We start from the raw sequence: 17,747 nt of genomic DNA on the forward strand, positions 1-17,747 counted from the left end.
TTTTGCGCCGAAGTTCACTTCGTAGTCGGCCCCTGAAGTGCTCCAGGCTACTGGTGTATGGGTAGGGAGGCCCGCGGCCCGCGTTAACGGCTATAAGAAGAACGGATTTGTAAGGGTGGTTCACCGCCACACCTTGCCGGCTGCTGCAGCAGCGTGTAAGACCGTTCGAATTAGGGTGGTACCACGGCTCCTCGTCCCTTGCGGCGAGGGCCTTTTTGCGTTCATAACACAATTCTGAAAGAGGGAGTGGAAGGCAATGAGCAATGTTGAATTGGATGAACTGAGAGGTAGACTGGATGGAATCAATGAGCAGCTTCTGGAGCTCATCTCCGAGCGCGCCCGGGTGGTGCAGCAGATTGGTGCCATCAAAGAAAAGCAGGGAGTACCGAAGTTTGATCCGGAACGGGAAAAGCAGATGCTGGAAAAGCTGGTTGCCGGAAATCAGGGACCGTTCACCGGAAGTACGATCCGCAGCCTGTTCAAGCAAATCTTCTCCGCATCGCTGGATCTGCAATCGGCCGAGCACAAGAAGAGCCTGCTTGTCAGCCGTAAGAGCCACAAGGAAGACACGGTTATCGACTTGCCGCTTGGTGTCAAGGTAGGCGGACTTTCCTCACTGATGGTGGCCGGGCCCTGCTCGGTGGAGAGTGAGCAGCAGACGCGGACCGTAGCTGCGGCGCTGAAGGAAGCCGGCATCAAGGTAATGCGCGGCGGAGCCTTCAAACCGCGCACATCGCCTTATGACTTCCAGGGGCTGGGCATGGACGGACTGCGGATTCTCCGCGAAGCTGCTAACGAATACGGATTGCTCACAATCAGCGAAATCGTCGATCCTGCCCATCTGGAACCGGCGCTTGATTATGTGGACATTATTCAAATCGGCGCCCGCAATATGCAGAACTTCGAGCTGCTCAAGGCGGCCGGTGAGCTGAACAAGCCGGTGCTGCTGAAGCGCGGCCTAGCGGCGACGATGGAAGAATTCCTGCATGCGGCGGAATATATTATGTCGCGGGGCAATACGCAGGTCATGCTGATCGAGCGCGGCATCCGCACGTATGAGAAATGGACGCGCAATACGCTGGATATCTCCGCGGTGCCGATTCTGAAGCAGGAGAGCCACCTGCCGGTGCTAGTGGACGTTACCCACTCCACCGGGCGCAAGGACATCCTGGTTCCATGCGCCAAGGCCGCACTGGCCGCCGGAGCGGACGGTATCATGGTAGAGGTGCATCCGGATCCGGCCACAGCGCTGTCCGATGCCGCACAGCAGCTTAACATCGACGAGTTCAACAGCTTCTTCAATGAAGTGAAGGCTTCCGGGCTGTACCGTGAATAGCTAAAGAGAAAAAGAGGCGAAAACTGCCGGAAAAGTAAGCCTGAGGATGAAATAAACGCTTACATGGACGAGTTTCACTTTTGTACAGAGGTTAAGCTGTCGGTTACAATGTGAAGCATTGGCGTTGCACCGGACAAGGGCCATTCCGGATGGCCCGGATTAACCTTAATGTACACAGGAGGAACTTGCAGCTTGAGACAATTACAATTAAATAGAGACAGTTGGTTCTCGAATACCCGCAGTGATGTGCTTTCGGGAATGACGGTAGCGATCGCGCTCATTCCCGAGGCGATAGCCTTTTCGATTCTGGCCGGAGTCAGTCCGATGGTAGGCTTATATGCGTCCTTTACCATCGCTATTGTTACCGCGCTTGCCGGGGGCCGTCCGGGAATGATCTCGGCGGCCACCGGTGCAATGGCGCTGCTCGTCGGGAGCCTGGTAGCGGAGCACGGCATCGAGTACCTGTTCGCCGCCACTGTGCTGACCGGCATTCTGCAGATCCTGATGGGGATGCTTAAGCTCGGCAGATTCATTACCTTCCTGCCCCGGCCGGTGATGACCGGCTTCGTCAATGCGCTGGCCATTCTGATCTTTATGGCCCAGCTCACGCATTTTGATGGACAGAGCTGGGTGATGTATGCGCTGGTAGCCTTGACGCTGCTGATTATATATACCGTGCCGCGCTTCACCAAGGCGGTTCCTTCGGCGCTCGTCGCGATTATTATCGTCTCGGTGCTGAGCATTGTGCTGAAGCTGGATGTCAAAACGGTAGGCGATATGGGCAACATTACATCCTCGCTGCCGGTGTTCCATTTGCCGCAAATCCCGCTCTCGCTGGATACGCTGCTGATTATTTTGCCGTATTCCCTGTCACTGGCTGTAGTTGGTCTGCTGGAATCGCTGATGACCGCCACGCTGATTGATGAAATCACCGGCACCGGAAGCGATAAGAACCGGGAAGCGAAGGGTCAGGGCCTGGCCAATGTAGTGACCGGCTTCTTTGGCGGCATGGCCGGCTGCGCGATGATCGGACAGTCGATGGTCAATATGAAATCGGGCGGGCGCACACGGTTGTCTACGTTTGTATCCGGGATTTTTCTGCTGATCCTGATTCTGGCGCTCGGCGACATTGTGAAGCAGATTCCGATGGGGGCGCTGGTCGGCGTCATGTTCATGGTGTCGATCAGCACGTTTGAATGGAGCTCGCTGAAGAGACTGACGCGGGTGCCGTTCAGCGATGCGCTGGTCATGATTGTAACTGTGGTGGCCGTAGTGGCCACTGATAATCTCGGCATCGGCGTCCTGCTCGGGGTGCTCCTCAGCGCGTTGTCCTTTGCCTGGAAAATAGCCTCAATCCGGGTATCCTCCCGCACAGCCGAAGATGGCCAAGAGGTGAGCTACCGGGTGTCGGGCCAGTTGTTCTTTGGCACTACCAGTCACTTTGTGCAGGAATTTAACTACGAAAGTGATCCGCAGCGGATCATCATCGATTTTGCCGATTCTCATGTGTGGGATCAGTCGGCGGTGGAAGCTGTCGGTAAAGTTATTGCCAAGTACGCCGCCGGCGGCAAGCAGGCAGACATCACCGGACTGAATGAAGAGAGCGCCAAACTGGTCGCACGTGTCGGCCTGTCACTCTCCGGCGGCCATTAAGCCGGCAATAGCTGTGGCTCTATTACAGCCTTCCTTTGAGGAGGGCTGTTTTTGTGCGCCTGAAGTGTAACTCCGCCGTGCAGATAAACCGGATAAATCAGTATTGATACAGCATCGTCGGAATCTGCCAGCCGGCTCCTACGGACCAGAAGAAAATGTAGTCACCGCGGTGGATTCTTCCGGATTCGACGCCGCGCTGAAAAGCGATAAACGGACTGCTGGTGGCTGTATAGCCAAACTCATCGCCCACATAAATGAACTTCCCGTTACTCTCAAGGCCAAGGCCATCCTGAATCAGCTCGATATTCTTCAGCGAGAACTGCGACAGGCAGAAGGCGGAGATATCATCCGTGGTGAGACCATTGCGGCGGAGCAGCTCCTTCATGTCGTTAATCGCCGCATCGACGCATACCGTGCCGTCAAACGGAGTCCAGCGGATACGCATCTGCTCCGGCGTAGTATCTTCCCGGTAAATGTTCGAGAGCCCGCAAGCCGGAAATACGATGTCCGCATGACCGCTGGAGTCCGTAAAATACAGGGAATCCAGCAGACCGCCGGGTTCACTGCTCCGTTCGAGAATAACCGCCGCAGCGGCATCTCCGAAGTTGGGATAAGTGATTTCGTCGAAGGTGTTGCAATTGATCGAGCTGTAGTCGCTTCCGACCACGAGTGTATAGCGGATTGCAGGATTAGCGAGCATGTAGCGGCTGGCCTGTTCCACTGCGGTTACCATTCCGGCGCAGTTGGCGTTGGAATCGAAAGTGACGGCCCGGTTCTTGCAGTTCAGGTAATTATGTAAGAGCAAAGCGTTGGTGGGATAAGTGTATTCCGGTGTCTGCGAAGCGAATACGATCATATCGAGCGCCTCGCCGGACATACCGGCCGATTCCAGCGCCTTTTGTGCCGCTTTCAGCCCCATGGTTAATGAATTGTCGCTTTCGCCGTTAACGATATACCGCTTATCGCGGCCCATCACTTCCAGAAAACGTTTGATATCCTTGCCGATCTTCGCGAAATGTTCCAGGTAATATTCATTGCCTACAATATGCTCGGGATGATAATAAGCGGCGCTGCGGATGCGGATGTTTTCTGCTGTCTGCTCCATATGCTCACCTACACTTCGCGGATTTCGTAATTTTCCAGTTTCGTGGTGCGTGCAACGCGGCTCAGCTGCATTTTGAGCACTGGGCTTTTTTCGATAGTGAAAATGACCTTCTTAAATCCGGATTGCTGATAAAGGAGGTAGCATTGCTCCAGCATAGGCAGCACATCGGGAGAAGAAACGTTCAGTTGGGTGCAATCCAGGTCGATTTCATACTCGGTGGGCTGGAATTTGCTAACCGTCTCGTTGTACTCCGTAATAAAACGTATTGCGTCTTCTTCGGACATGGTACCTTCCACTTGTACATTCAGTACCTTTGCGGTTGTGTCCGTTGCGAATTTAAAACTGCCCATCTGCCTCAACCTCTCCTTATAAATTATTAGTGTAAAAATCATGTAAAGAAAATAATGGAAATCAACAAGGTTAATTATAACCTGTTATCGAACTTTTGAAAAATGAATTTTTTGCAGCATTACACTTTTTATTTTGATTTTTAAAAAATAGGAATAAATACCCTTTTACCGCCTGGGGATAGGGAGTAAAATACGCAAACCGCCTGTCCGGCTTTCCAAAGCCGCCCGGTATTGGTATGATTAAAAGCGAGTGAGCACACTAGCTACTATGGAGGAATTTACAATGAGTCAAAACACATTATCCGGGATTATCGACCACACGCTGCTGAAGGCGGATGCCCGTAAACAAGATATCATCAAGCTTGCCGAAGAAGCCAAAACCTATAAGTTTGCTTCGGTCTGCGTCAACCCTGCCTGGGTGGCTGTGGCACATGAAGTGCTGAAGGATACGCCTGAGGTCAAGGTGTGTACAGTAATCGGCTTTCCGCTGGGAGCCTCTACGCCGGAGACCAAAGCCTTTGAAACGGCGAACGCCATTGCGGGCGGCGCAGGCGAAGTCGACATGGTCATCAATATCGGTGCCCTGAAAGACGGCGACGACGCACTGGTGAAACGCGATATCGCCGCAGTCGTGGATGCGGCCCGCGGCAAAGCGCTGACCAAGGTAATTATCGAGACCTGTCTGCTGACGGACGAAGAGAAGACCCGCGCCTGCAAGCTTGCGGTGGAAGCGGGAGCGGATTATGTGAAGACCTCGACCGGCTTCTCCACCGGCGGCGCCACCAAAGAGGATATTGCTCTGATGCGCGCAGCGGTCGGTCCTGACATCGGTGTGAAGGCTTCCGGGGGCGTGCGCAGCGCCGAGGATGCGCAAGTGATGGTCGAGGCGGGAGCGACCCGGATCGGTACCAGCGGCGGTGTTGCCATTGCCAAGGGCGAACTGAACCAAAGCGGCTATTAATCCGCAGATGACCACACGTGAGAACAGACACAGGGGGACGGCAGGCTGCCGTTCCCCTGTGTCGTTGATAGGATTGCATAATAAAGAGAAGGAGATAACCGCATGGGAGTATTTATCTATCCGGAGCTGGATACAGAGCGGCTAGTATTAAGGCCGCTGACTTTGGCTGACGGGGAGGAGGTATTCAGGCATTTTGCCGATGCCGATGTGGTGCGGTTCATGGACATTGAGCCATGCGGCAGCCTTGATGACGCCTTGGAGATTATCCAATTTCATCTGGACGACTCCGGCTGCCGCTGGGGACTGTTCGATAAAGCCGCCGGTCGTCTGGCCGGAACCTGCGGCTACCACTGCTGGAGCCAGGAACCCGTGGCCAAAGCGGAGATCGGGTATGATTTATCGGCGGCTTACTGGGGGCAGGGCTTGATGAAGGAAGCGCTGGCGGCGGTGATCGGCTTTGGTTTTGAGCGGATGGGACTCGGCATGATCGAAGCAACGGTGGAACCGGAGAATGCGCGGTCACTACGGGTGCTTGAAGGCCTGGGTTTTCAGCGGCGGGAAGAGCTTGTGGGAGGGCTGGTATATTACTCGTTAATGGCTCCTGGGCGTATCGGAGGGAGAGGGCAGCAGTAGTTCCTGGCAGACCACTGGCTTGGGATTCCAGGCAGCTATCGATGTAAGCGCATACCTGATTCGTGATGTGAAGCTTGAATGGCTGGTTAATCTATCTTATAAAACACAGCGGATTAATGAGAATTTTTCCTTCCCAAATAACACGGTTTGTGAGAGAATAGTAGCAATTACCGATGTTAAACATTGCCATTCTCAATTACAGGGGAGGAATACCGATGTCCGAAGACCGCAAGCTGTCCTTTGAAACCCTGGCCGTTCACGCCGGGCAGGAGATTGATCCTACTACGTTGTCCCGTGCCGTACCGCTTTACCAGACCACCTCTTACGGTTTCCGGGATGCCGAGCATGCCGCCAATTTGTTCGCGCTGAAGGAGTTCGGCAACATCTACACCCGGCTGATGAACCCGACAACGGATGTATTTGAACAGCGGATTGCCGCCCTGGAAGGCGGGGCGGGAGCGCTGGCGACGGCGTCGGGAGCGGCGGCGATTTCTTTTGCCATCCTGAACATCGCCGGTGCGGGCGACGACATCGTCTCCGCCTCCAGTCTGTATGGGGGAACCTACAACCTGTTCTCGACCACCCTGCCGAAGCTGGGCATCAAGGTGAACTTCGTGGATTCCGACAATCCGGATAATTTCCGCAGCGCTATTACACCGAAGACGAAAGCACTGTATGCCGAAACGATCGGCAATCCCCAAGGGAATGTGCTCGACATCGAAGCTGTCGCAGCCATTGCCCATGAGCATGGCATTCCGCTGATCGTGGACAATACATTCCCGAGCCCGTACTTGCTGCGGCCCATTGAATTCGGAGCGGACATCGTCGTCCATTCCGCCACCAAATTTATCGGCGGACACGGCACCTCTATCGGCGGTGTGATTGTTGACGGCGGCAAGTTCGACTGGAAAGCCAGCGGGAAGTTCCCCGGGCTGACCGAGCCGGACCCGAGCTATCATGGCGTAGTGTATACGGAAGCCGTAGGGCCAATCGCCTACATCATCAAAGCCCGCGTGCAGCTGCTGCGCGATCTGGGCGCGGCCATCTCGCCGTTTAATTCCTGGCTGCTGCTGCAGGGTCTGGAAACATTGCATCTGCGCCTGGAACGCCACAGCGAGAATGCGCTGAAGGTAGCCCAGTACCTGGAAGCGCATGATGCGGTGGAGTGGGTCAGCTATGCCGGCCTGCCGAGCCATCCTTCTTATGAGCTGGCGCAGAAGTATCTGCCTAAAGGCCAGGGTGCCATTCTTACTTTCGGGATCAAAGGCGGCGCCGCAGCAGGCGTCAAGCTGATCGAGAATGTGAAGCTGTTCTCCCATCTGGCCAATGTCGGGGATTCGAAGTCATTGATCATCCATCCGGCCAGCACAACGCATCAGCAGCTTACGGCTGATGAGCAGATTTCCGCAGGTGTAACCCCTGAATTGCTGCGCCTGTCTATCGGCACGGAAGCCATTGACGACATCCTGTATGATTTGGAGCAGGCGATAGCCGCCAGCCAGCAATAAAAAGGCCGGGTCCTTCCCGCCTGAATGATTTGCATAGACCTCTGCTCCGATACGCTGCCGGTGAGGCGGTGTTCCGGCGGGGGTCTTTTTTGCCCTACGGATTCTCCCCGTTTTACCGAATAAACGCCTTCCTCCCGGCATATGCCTGTAAAACAAGAGCAGCCCCGGCTCTACCTATGCTTGTTCTGCGTCACCATAATTATACTGATTTGACACCGCTTGCATAAATTACGGGTTGCACCCGTATTTATAACATGGAAGCATCATCAGTATGCCGGTGCCTGCACGACAGAAGAGAGGAGGGCCGGCAGCTATCCTAAGCCAAAGGTGGGTGCGAGATGAAGGGTGAACGACAGCAGGACCATAATCGGAGCAAGGAGGAGCGCCCATTCAAGTATAGCAGTTCCGCCGAGCGGGCGATCGGTGTGGAAATGAGCCAGGCCGCTTCCGTAGCTTCCGCTGCCGCGGAGTTTCTGGCCGGAGAAGAGCACAGCAAGCGGCCCGAGTTCCCGGCCCGGACCTATTCCCGGCGGCCGGGTGAGGGCCCGGCCTTTCTGGTGCTGCGTGATTGTACCGGGGAAGCGCTGGCTCCCCGGGAAGAGGGCGGCGCATACCCGGCCGGCCCGAGCCTGATCCGCAGCGAGTCCTGGCTGCATGAGCCGGACATCGCCCATGTCTACCGCAGCTGGCTGTCCTGCGAAGATGAAGAGCAGGCGGCGCGGGCGCTGCAGCGCATCTATTACCGCCTGCGGGCCGTGTCTGCCGAGCTGCTCGACTCGGCGGACGGCGTCTGGGCGGCGGTCACGCTGCTCCAGCCGCCGGAGCTTGCGGCCGACCCGGACCGGCTGGCCGCGCTGCAGGACGCGCAGCTCGGCGCGCTGTTCGCCGCCGTGGCCGAGCATTTGCGGCTGGGCGGGGACAGCCGCGTCGACCTGCTGGCGGTATACCCCGCCAGCGCCTCTGAATTCGCCGCCGTGCGCGAATTCATCGAGGACGTGGCCGAACAGACGCTCGGCCACGCTTTTGCGGCGGCGTGCCGCACCGGGGCGCTTCTCGCCCCGGAAGTGCGGCTCGCCGCCGCCGGGGAAATCGCGCGTACCGCCGATTTCCTCGTGCTGGACGGCGCGGCGGACGAAGCCGCGCCGGAAGCGGCCGCCGCCTGCTTCGCGCTGGCGGCGGGCGAGATTCTCGCCGCCGTGCGCAGCGTCAAGCCGGCGGCGGCCATATTCGCCGCGGGGACCCCTGCGGCGACGGCGCTTGCCGATCTGTACCGGATCGGCATCAGCGGGGTCTTTTGCGCCGCCGGCCAGCGGACGGAGGCGCTGCTCCGGGCGGCCTGCCTGACCTGGATGGCCCGCCAGGAGCGAATCGATGCTGCCGCCGAAGGGTGGCAGTGAGCAGGACCTGAGCGGCCAGCGCTTGCTTGTGCCGCAGCCATAAAAAGCCCCGGATTCGCAGTAAGCTGCGGAATCCGGGGCTTTTCTGCTATGCTGCCGGACCATACGTACCTGCCGATTTAGCTGCCGAAGATCAACAGCGCATGGTTAGCCAGTGATTCCGCATAAACGCAGTACCTACATGGCCCGTTTACCTCTGCTGGATAGTTAACCTTCCTACATTAGTAGCCCGGCTCGCTGTAAGTGAGCAGCCTAGGCACTAATTTGATTTTCGCCACTTTAATTGCCTCCTTGTGCCGGTTAACAGTGACTAGTGTGACAATCGCCACTTAAAAGTATAGGAAATGAGCACCGTAGCGAATATATGTCAGAATAGATGGCGGAAATCTAACTATATAAGTTGAACAAAAGGACAAAACAAGAGAGGGGCGGAGGGGGAGTTTGGAACTGCAGGAGCGATAGTGTCCGGCTGGAAGCTTTCCTCCGGAAAGCTTCCAGCGTAAGCACAAGCTGTCACCGGATTTCAACCTTTAAAACGGTTCAAATCAGGAGATCTGGGGCGGGCAGCGGCCCGAAATCCAAGCCATTCCCACAGTGACGTCCAAACCTCAGGTGAATTTCAAAAGTTCAGCTTATACAACACCTTGCCCGGTCCAGTTGCTGCCATGCACAGTCTAACAGGGTGCAAGATTTGGGATGCACCCTCGCCTGTATTCCCGGACTCAGCTCGGTCAAAGAACAGGGAATGCGGCAAAAATAAAAAATGGCCTGTCACCGGGGTTTACTTTTGTGCGAAAAGTGTTATATTATATCTAAGTTGCATCAAGGAAATACTTTTGGACAATGGAAACAATGATTATCATTCTCATTTAACATGCTGTCCCGGCATCCGCCGGGGCAGCATGTGTCGTTTTCAGGGCTTTAATAATGGATTTCATTCTCAAGAGGAAAGGTGATAAATATGCAAGCTACATCCAAGGCAATACCTAAGTCAGTCCAGTCCCGGGAGGGCGGAACCGGAGCGCCGCAGGCTCCAAAGCCGCGGCGGTTCGATCCCGCAGCCATGCTGGGCAACACCGAGATGCAGGCTGCGCTGGGCAGCGGCATCCTGATGCTTGTAGCCTGGCTGACGAGCGGCTGGTCTGAGGGCCTCTCCATTATTCTGTATATTGTGTCTTACACGCTGGGCGGCTGGAGCAAGGCGAAGGAGGGGGTACAGACCCTTCTGCAGGAGCGCGATCTGGATGTTAACCTGCTGATGATCGCGGCAGCGCTGGGGGCGGCGTCCATCGGCTATTGGAATGAAGGGGCGATGCTGATCTTCATCTTTGCGCTCAGCGGGGCGCTGGAGAGCTATACGATGGAACGCAGCAAGAAGGACATTTCCTCGCTGATGGCGCTTAAGCCGGCCACGGCTGTGCGGATTGAGCAGGGCGGGATGAATGAAGTTCCGATCGATTCCCTGCAGATCGGCGATCTGCTGCTGGTCCGCCCGGGCGAGCTGATTCCGGCCGACGGCAAGGTCTACCGGGGGGAATCGGCGGTAAATCAGGCCTCCATCACCGGAGAATCGCTGCCCGTGGAGAAGAAGGCGGGCAGTGAAGTCTACGCCGGCACCGTCAACGGGGAAGGCCCGCTGCATATTGAAGTCACCCGCTCGGCAGAAGATACCCTGTTCGCCAAGATCATCCGGATGGTCTCCGAGGCGGAAACCGAAGTCCCCGATTCACAGCGGTTCATCAAACGGCTGGAGTCGATTTATGCCCGTGTGGTTGTGGCTGCAACAGTTCTGCTGGTTACGCTCCCCCCGTTTGTGCTGGACTGGAGCTGGAGCAGCACCTTCTATAAAGCAATGGTATTTCTGGTTGTCGCTTCTCCCTGTGCGCTCGTATCCTCTATCATGCCGGCGATGCTGTCAGCTATCTCGAAGAGCGCCCGCAAAGGTATTCTCTTCAAAGGCGGCGTGCATCTGGAGAATATGGCGAAGACGGCAGTTGTCGCTTTTGACAAGACCGGTACACTGACCGGCGGGGTACCGCAGGTAACCGATTTTATTGCCGGCGAAGGCTACGGCCGGAACGAGCTGCTTGCGGTCAGCGCTTCTATCGAGGCGCTTTCGCGGCACCCGCTGGCCGAAGCGGTAGTTGCCCTTGCGGAAGCTGAAGGGGTAGAACTGCTCCCGGTTGAAGAAAGCATGTCCGTGACCGGCTGGGGAATTGAAGGAGTGATTGGCGGCAGATTGTGGCGGATCGGCAAAACGAATCCACTGGACGATTCGGAACTGGCTCGTAAGCACGGAGAAGAAGCCCTTCAGTTCTGGACCGGGCTGCGCCGGCGGCTGGAAGCGGAGGGCAAGACCGTATCCCTGGTGCTGGACGGCAGCCGGATTGCCGGTATGATCGCGCTGCAGGATACGGTGCGGCCGCAGGCTCCGGAAGCGGTGCGCCGGCTGCAGGCGCTGGGCATTAAGGTCGCCATGCTGACGGGCGACCGGCAGGCAACGGCCGAAGTGATGGCGCAGAAGACAGGCGTGGATCTGGTCTTTGCCGATCTGCTGCCGGAGGATAAGGTGGCGCATATTCGTGCGTTGCGCGAACAGTACGGCCATGTGATTATGGTCGGTGACGGGGTTAATGACGCGCCGGCCCTGGCGACGGCAACGGTCGGCATGGGGATGGGCATGAAGGGCAGCGGCGCTGCCCTGGAAATCGCCGACGTCGTGCTGATGAACGACAATATCGAGGAAATCGCCGCCGCCGTCGCTCTGGCCCGCCGCACGCAGCGGATCGTGAAGCAGAATATGATATTTGCAGTGGCCGTAATATGCGCTTTATTAATCGGCAACTTCTGGCAGGGCATCGCCTTGCCCTTCGGTGTGGTCGGACACGAGGGCAGTACGATTCTGGTAATCCTTAACGGGCTGAGATTACTGCGCTGACAGCCGTTATGCGTGCCAGGCCAGCCGGCAACTTCCGGTTGGCCTCTTTCCAGCCGCTATATGAGCTTGAGCAGTCTACAGGGAACAGCACTTAAACTAGATTGCTTAAAATCAAATTGTTCACAAAAAATATGGTGCAATCCGAGTCTGGCATATTGACATATTCCCTTGGGGTCAGCATAATGAATACTACATTATAATTATTTTAAAGTAGTCTTGCGGCAACAGCCGCAGCTGCATGAACGGTACGCACATCTGCCATTAAATATAAGAACAGCTAAGCTGCAGCATTCATATACTCTTATATTTGTAGAACAGACGTATCAGCCGTCCACTCCAAGGAGGATATTGTCATGTATAAATCCATTATCGTAGGTACCGGACCGGCTGGACTGACAGCCGCTATTTATTTGGCCCGCGCCAATCTTAATCCGCTTGTCATCGAAGGTCCGCAGCCTGGCGGCCAGCTGACCACAACGACGGAGATCGAGAATTTCCCCGGATTCCAGGACGGCATTATGGGACCTGAACTGATGGACAATATGCGTAAACAGGCCGAACGGTTCGGCGCCCAGTTTATGACAGGCTGGGTGAACAGCGTTGAGCTGGGAGAACGGCCCTATAAGCTGAACATCGAAGGCAAGAGCGAGCCGCTCGTGACCGATACCCTGATTATTTCTACCGGCGCCACCGCCAAATACCTGGGCATTCCCGGTGAGCAGGATAATATCGGCCGCGGGGTCAGCACTTGCGCAACCTGCGACGGCTTCTTCTTCCGCGGCAAAGAGATTGTTGTTGTCGGCGGCGGGGATTCGGCGCTTGAGGAAGCCGGCTTCCTGACCCGCTTTGCCTCCAAAGTGACGCTGGTGCACCGCCGTCCGGAATTGCGCGGCTCCAAGATCATGCAGGAACGGGTCCGCGACAATGTGAAGGTAGACTGGGCGCTGGACCGTACCCCGCTGGAAGTCGTCTCCGGCGATGCCGGGGTGGCCGGACTTAAGGTGCTTAATAATGTTACCGGCCAGGAAGAGATTATTCCGGCCAGCGGTGTTTTTGTAGCGATCGGCCATCATCCCAACACTGCATTCTTGGGCGGACAGATTACCACGGATGCGAACGGATATATCATAACGAATCCAGGCACTTCGGAGACCAACCTTCCCGGCGTGTTCGCTTGCGGCGATGTGCAGGATACCCGTTACAGACAAGCGATCACGGCTGCGGGCAGCGGCTGCATGGCGGCCATGGACGCCGAGAAATATATCGAAAGCCTGGAGCATAGCGCAGTTATCATGTAATATTGTACTGATTGCCGAATCCAGTAATGTATGGGAGGTTACTATGGAGACTGTAATTGTGTACACCTCGACGAATTGCCCGCATTGCCGTCAAGTCAAAAGCTTCCTGGGTGAAAAGGGCATCGCCTACGAGGAACGCAATATTGAGCAGAATGATGATTACGCCCAGCAGGTATGGGATATGGGCATGCGTGCTGTGCCTGTAACGCTGATTGCCGGCTTCAAGATTGTCGGCATGAACAAAACGCAGTTCGCCAAGGCGCTGACTGCTCTGCAGCAGCAAAGCTGAGGACTTCAAATAGGTTGATGTCAACCGGCCGCTTCCACCGATGGAGGCGGTCTGTTTCGTCGTGTCTGTTCTATAAAAGATTGAAAAATATAATTCCGCCGGGGGGGGGCTTCATATGCTGATTCTGTTAAACAATTATTGGGATAAAGAGTCTATGAAGCGGCTGTTGGCCGAATGTATGACGGCAGACGATGCCGAAATAGAGAAGGAATTGGAACAATACGCTGCCGAAGAGTCGGGTAAGCTGCTGGGATTGTTCATTGCCGGAGAATTGGCTGCGATTGTCGGTATCAGAGCAGACGGTGGAGAAATGGAGATCAGGCATTTGGCCGTTCAGGCCAAGTGGCGCGGAAAAGGCATCGGCAGCAGCATTATCGAAGAGCTGCTCCGCTGCCCGGGAATTACAGCGCTGCGGGCCGAGACGGATCGCAAGGCGGCCGGATTTTACCGGAGAGCAGGCTTCGCCGTAGTCAGCCTGGGCGATGAATATTCAGGCGTAGAACGCTATGATTGTATTCTGGCTATAGCTGACGAGGCTATTAGCTGTTGACGAAAGCGTAAGCTCTGGTAATGTATCGCGCATGCAGGCAACAGCCGGCAGCGGTGCTGCCTGCATGCGCCCCCGGGAGAATAGAATTTGCGGCAGAATTGCCGCTATACATGGGTGATGGTCATTACAACCTGAAACAGCGCATATACACTCAGGCCGCTGATAATCAGCATGACTCCCGACTTCTTCCTTGCCTGGAACAGACGGAGCACGCCAAGACTGATCAGTGGAGCGATGATGAGCAGGAGCAGCAGGACAGTGATGAACATCCGGGTGGAAATATCCGATGGTTCCAGAAAGGCCATGAACTCACGCTCGCTTTCTAAAAAAGAGGTAGTTGTGTGATGTAAGTCACACGACATGGATTTATTATAATGGATTGTAACCTCTTTTTCGCAGCGTTCAGCGCTGTAAATGCGGCAATTTTACGTCAATTTGCTATATGGTTACCCGGATATTTCCCAAAAAGTGCATGACCGCAGCGAAAGCGGCACCGATCATCGTTCCCTTGCCGCCTAGCTTGGAGAAGGTAATTTCAAGCTGCTGCTTGTGATAAGGTAACGTCCGTTCGGCGACCACATGCCTCAGCGGTCCGCCCAGCCACGGTTCGGCTTCGGACAAGGCTCCCCCGATGACGATCAGTTCCGGATTAAAGCTGTTAATCAGATTGGTCACGCCGATTCCCAGATAAGTACCCATGGTGGCAAAATGGCGCAGCGCCTCTTCGTTGCCGCTGCGCGCATGACGCACCAGCTCCGGGGTTGTACGGGAAGGCAGGGGAAGACCGGGCTGGTCATAGGTCCGCTCGGAAGCATACAGCTCCCAGCAGCCGCGGCTGCCGCAGCTGCAGGGCTTGCCGCCCGACTCAATGGTCATATGCCCGGTCTCGCCGGCATAGCCGCGGGCTCCCTTGTACAGCTCCCCTCCGATAATGATGCCCGAACCGATCCCTGAACCCGCACTGATATACAGCAAATGGCGTACGCCCCGGGCTGCGCCGAAGTTTAGCTCGCCCTGTGCGCCGGCGTTGGCTTCATTGTCAATGGTGACCGGTACGGCGAAGGCTTCCTCCAGAATCCCCCGCAGATTTACCATTTCCCAGCCGAGGTTGGGCGCAAACAGAACCACGCCGTGCTCATCCACCATTCCCGGTACACCGACTCCGATTCCGACAATGCCATACGGCGAAGGCGGCGCAGCAGCGATCATTTGGCCAATCATATCCTTCATCTGCTCCACCACATATGCCAGCTCATGTTTATCCAGCTCAATTTCCAGCTCATGCAAAATATGCCCGCCTAGATCGCACAGCACGGCTGACAGCTGGCGGATTCTCAGCTCCAGGCCAATGACAGTGCCGGCCATGCTGTTAAAATGCAGCATCAGCGGCTTACGGCCGCCGCTGGATTCTCCGGGCCCGGCTTCCGTGACCAGCTCCTGGCCGCAAAGCTCAGCCACGAGGTTCGAGACCGTGGCCTTGTTCAGGCCGGTCATTTCGGAGACTTTGGCCCGCGAGACCGGGGAGTGGGTGCGGATCGTATGCAGCACAAGCGATTTGTTAATTTTTTTGACCAGCGCCTGATCACCCGTAACTTTCACACAAGACACTTCCTTTGATTGGTAACGTTCTCATTAAACAGTATTCCATTTAGTCTAGAGCGAGAGACGGTAAATTGCAACCGCGAATCGGCAAGGGGAAGAGGAAGGGAGCAGCTCAATACCGGTGAATGGCAATCTGATCCGCTCCTTCACAGGCGCATAGAGATCGCTGCAGGCGGGCAATTTATGGAGCGTATGAACCGTCGGGCTTGCGGATGTGCAAGCTTGTGAATAAGGCAGCGGGTTCACCGCAACCATGAACAAACCAAGGACAAAAAAAATTTGTCCAAAACTTTGTTTAACCAATATACAAAGTCCGAAAGATGTGTTAAGATGATGCTGTAAACGCTTGCGGGCAAAAGCTCAAAACCGAGGAGGACTCTAATAATGGCTTATTTTGAAACAGTAGGCAAAATCTCTTACGAGGGAAGCCGTTCCACCAACCCTTACGCATTCAAATTCTACAATCCTAAAGAAATCGTAGCCGGCAAAACTATGGAAGAGCATCTGAAGTTTGCAATGGCATACTGGCATACATTGACTGCCGGCGGTTCTGACCCGTTCGGCGCTGAAACTGCAGTACGCAGCTGGGATAAGCTGGACGGACTGGACAAGGCTAAAGCCCGTGCCGAAGCCGCTTTTGAATTCATGGAGAAGATGGACCTGCCTTACTTCTGTTTCCATGATGTGGACATCGCTCCGGAAGGCGCTTCGCTCAGCGAATTCTACAAGAACATCGACACTATCGTTGACATTCTCGAGCAAGGCATGAAGACTTCCGGCAAGAAATTGCTCTGGAACACCGCCAACATGTTCACCAACCCGCGCTTCATGCACGGTGCAGGCTCTACCTGCAATGCTGATGTATACGCTCATGCTGCTGCCCAAGTGAAGAAGGGCCTGGAAGTCGGCAAACGTCTGGGCGCCTCCAACTATGTATTCTGGGGCGGACGCGAAGGCTACGAGAACCTGATGAACACCGACATGCAGCTGGAGCAGGACAACATTGCCCGCCTGTTCTCCATGGCTGTTGACTACGCGAAGGAAATCGGCTTCGATGCCCAGTTCCTGATCGAGCCTAAGCCGAAAGAGCCTACCAAGCACCAATATGACTTCGATGCCGCTACAACGATTGCATTCCTGCAGAAGTACGGCCTTGAGAAGCACTTCAAGCTGAACCTGGAAGCCAACCATGCTACACTGGCCGGCCACACGTTCGAGCACGAACTGCGCGTAGCCCGCATCAATGGTATGCTGGGCTCGCTCGACGCGAACCAGGGCGACGTGCTGCTGGGCTGGGATACCGACGAATTCCCGGTTAACCTGTATGACGCTACCCTGACTCTGTATGAAGTACTGAAGAACGACGGTCTGGGCAAAGGCGGCATTAACTTCGACGCTAAGGTACGCCGTCCGTCCTTCGAGCCGGAAGATCTCTTCCTGGCACACATCGCCGGCATGGACACTTATGCCAAAGGCCTGAAAGTGGCTGCCAAGCTGATCGAAGACCGCGTCTTCGAAGACGTAATCGAGAAGCGTTACAGCAGCTTCAGCGAAGGCATCGGCGCTGACATCGTGTCCGGCAAGGCGACCCTGGCTTCGCTGGCCGACTACGCTCTGAACAACCACAATCCGCGTCCTAACCAATCCGGACGTCAAGAGCTGCTGAAGGCGACTCTGAACCAATACATCCTGGCTGAATAGGGTCTAACGCGACATCGCCCGGGTAACGGGCGCTGATTGAGCGGGGGTTGCTGAAGAAAGCATTCTTCGGCAGCCCCTTTTTACGTACTGTGGTCCGGTCCGGGACACAATGGAGCTGGGCGGCTTAGGCTCCGGACTCAGCGCATGTCAACGTATGGATATTGTAGGGACCCTTTCTCCAACTCTAACGCGGAAGGTATATGCAAAATAAGGGTAAAAACTGCCTCTATTTTATGTTGCTATCCAGGTTCGCAAGAATAATGGGAAAAACCACCTCTATTTTCTCGTAAAAGGCCTATTTTGCTAAAACCCACTGAATTAGAGACAGGAAATGCCGCTAATCTGCTGAAATTAGACTGCAGCCTCAAATTAGAGGCAGAAAATGCCTTTATTTTAGCCGGAAATCAGGTATAGTATCAGCATGGA

Annotated in this window: 15 protein-coding genes; 11 read left to right on the plus strand and 4 right to left on the minus strand. The window is 55.5% G+C overall.

Features of this window, described 5'->3' with window-relative positions; genetic code table 11:
• Positions 1 to 256 precede the first annotated feature (256 nt).
• A complete protein-coding gene (locus F1381_RS24120) occupies positions 257 to 1,336 on the plus strand; it encodes a bifunctional 3-deoxy-7-phosphoheptulonate synthase/chorismate mutase (RefSeq protein ID WP_151737382.1) in 1,080 nt (359 codons plus the stop codon).
• Positions 1,337 to 1,528: 192 nt separating this feature from the next.
• Positions 1,529 to 2,989 (plus strand): SulP family inorganic anion transporter, encoded by a 1,461-nt coding sequence (locus F1381_RS24125; RefSeq protein WP_425495292.1) that lies wholly within the window; start codon positions 1,529 to 1,531, stop codon positions 2,987 to 2,989.
• 97 nt (positions 2,990 to 3,086) lie between these two features.
• Here the strand turns inward: F1381_RS24125 and F1381_RS24130 are convergent, their stop codons facing one another.
• Together F1381_RS24130 and F1381_RS24135 are read right to left on the minus strand one after the other, a co-directional pair.
• Positions 3,087 to 4,094 (minus strand): ketoacyl-ACP synthase III, encoded by a 1,008-nt coding sequence (locus F1381_RS24130; RefSeq protein WP_151737384.1) that lies wholly within the window; start codon positions 4,092 to 4,094, stop codon positions 3,087 to 3,089.
• Between the two features lie 8 nt (positions 4,095 to 4,102).
• Entirely contained in the window at positions 4,103 to 4,444 is a 342-nt protein-coding gene (locus tag F1381_RS24135) for a hypothetical protein (protein WP_151737385.1), read from the minus strand.
• Between the two features lie 283 nt (positions 4,445 to 4,727).
• On the opposite strand from F1381_RS24135, the gene deoC reads away from it, so the two are divergent.
• From deoC to F1381_RS24175, 8 genes are all read left to right on the plus strand, one after another.
• Positions 4,728 to 5,405 (plus strand): deoxyribose-phosphate aldolase, encoded by a 678-nt coding sequence (gene deoC, locus F1381_RS24140; RefSeq protein WP_151737386.1) that lies wholly within the window; start codon positions 4,728 to 4,730, stop codon positions 5,403 to 5,405.
• 102 nt (positions 5,406 to 5,507) lie between these two features.
• The gene (locus tag F1381_RS24145; RefSeq protein WP_151737387.1) at positions 5,508 to 6,038 is read left to right on the plus strand and encodes a GNAT family N-acetyltransferase; all 531 of its coding nucleotides are present in this window, start codon (positions 5,508 to 5,510) and stop codon (positions 6,036 to 6,038) included.
• A 215-nt stretch (positions 6,039 to 6,253) separates the two neighbouring features.
• Positions 6,254 to 7,546, plus strand: coding sequence for a homocysteine synthase (locus tag F1381_RS24150; RefSeq protein WP_151737388.1), 1,293 nt, complete (start codon positions 6,254 to 6,256; stop codon positions 7,544 to 7,546).
• A gap of 338 nt (positions 7,547 to 7,884) precedes the next feature.
• Positions 7,885 to 8,943 (plus strand): hypothetical protein, encoded by a 1,059-nt coding sequence (locus tag F1381_RS24155; protein ID WP_151737389.1) that lies wholly within the window; start codon positions 7,885 to 7,887, stop codon positions 8,941 to 8,943.
• Between the two features lie 961 nt (positions 8,944 to 9,904).
• Positions 9,905 to 11,881, plus strand: a complete 1,977-nt coding sequence (locus tag F1381_RS24160) for a heavy metal translocating P-type ATPase (protein WP_151737390.1) — start codon at positions 9,905 to 9,907, stop codon at positions 11,879 to 11,881.
• 353 nt (positions 11,882 to 12,234) lie between these two features.
• Positions 12,235 to 13,179, plus strand: coding sequence for a thioredoxin-disulfide reductase (gene trxB, locus F1381_RS24165; RefSeq protein WP_151737391.1), 945 nt, complete (start codon positions 12,235 to 12,237; stop codon positions 13,177 to 13,179).
• 43 nt (positions 13,180 to 13,222) lie between these two features.
• Positions 13,223 to 13,468 (plus strand): glutaredoxin family protein, encoded by a 246-nt coding sequence (locus F1381_RS24170; RefSeq protein WP_151737392.1) that lies wholly within the window; start codon positions 13,223 to 13,225, stop codon positions 13,466 to 13,468.
• A gap of 115 nt (positions 13,469 to 13,583) precedes the next feature.
• Positions 13,584 to 14,018: a GNAT family N-acetyltransferase gene (locus tag F1381_RS24175; RefSeq protein WP_151737393.1), complete on the plus strand. Its 435-nt coding sequence runs from the start codon at positions 13,584 to 13,586 to the stop codon at positions 14,016 to 14,018.
• Positions 14,019 to 14,122: 104 nt separating this feature from the next.
• Here the strand turns inward: F1381_RS24175 and F1381_RS24180 are convergent, their stop codons facing one another.
• Positions 14,123 to 14,323: a hypothetical protein gene (locus F1381_RS24180; protein WP_151737394.1), complete on the minus strand. Its 201-nt coding sequence runs from the start codon at positions 14,321 to 14,323 to the stop codon at positions 14,123 to 14,125.
• A 133-nt stretch (positions 14,324 to 14,456) separates the two neighbouring features.
• The gene (locus F1381_RS24185) at positions 14,457 to 15,617 is read right to left on the minus strand and encodes an ROK family transcriptional regulator (protein WP_151737395.1); all 1,161 of its coding nucleotides are present in this window, start codon (positions 15,615 to 15,617) and stop codon (positions 14,457 to 14,459) included.
• A 387-nt stretch (positions 15,618 to 16,004) separates the two neighbouring features.
• Between F1381_RS24185 and xylA the strand changes: the two genes are divergently transcribed.
• A complete protein-coding gene (gene xylA, locus F1381_RS24190) occupies positions 16,005 to 17,321 on the plus strand; it encodes a xylose isomerase (protein WP_151737396.1) in 1,317 nt (438 codons plus the stop codon).
• Positions 17,322 to 17,747: the final 426 nt, after the last annotated feature.

Origin of the sequence: Paenibacillus tengchongensis (genome assembly GCF_008973665.1) — a bacterium.
Classification (GTDB): domain Bacteria; phylum Bacillota; class Bacilli; order Paenibacillales; family Paenibacillaceae; genus Paenibacillus_AQ; species Paenibacillus_AQ tengchongensis.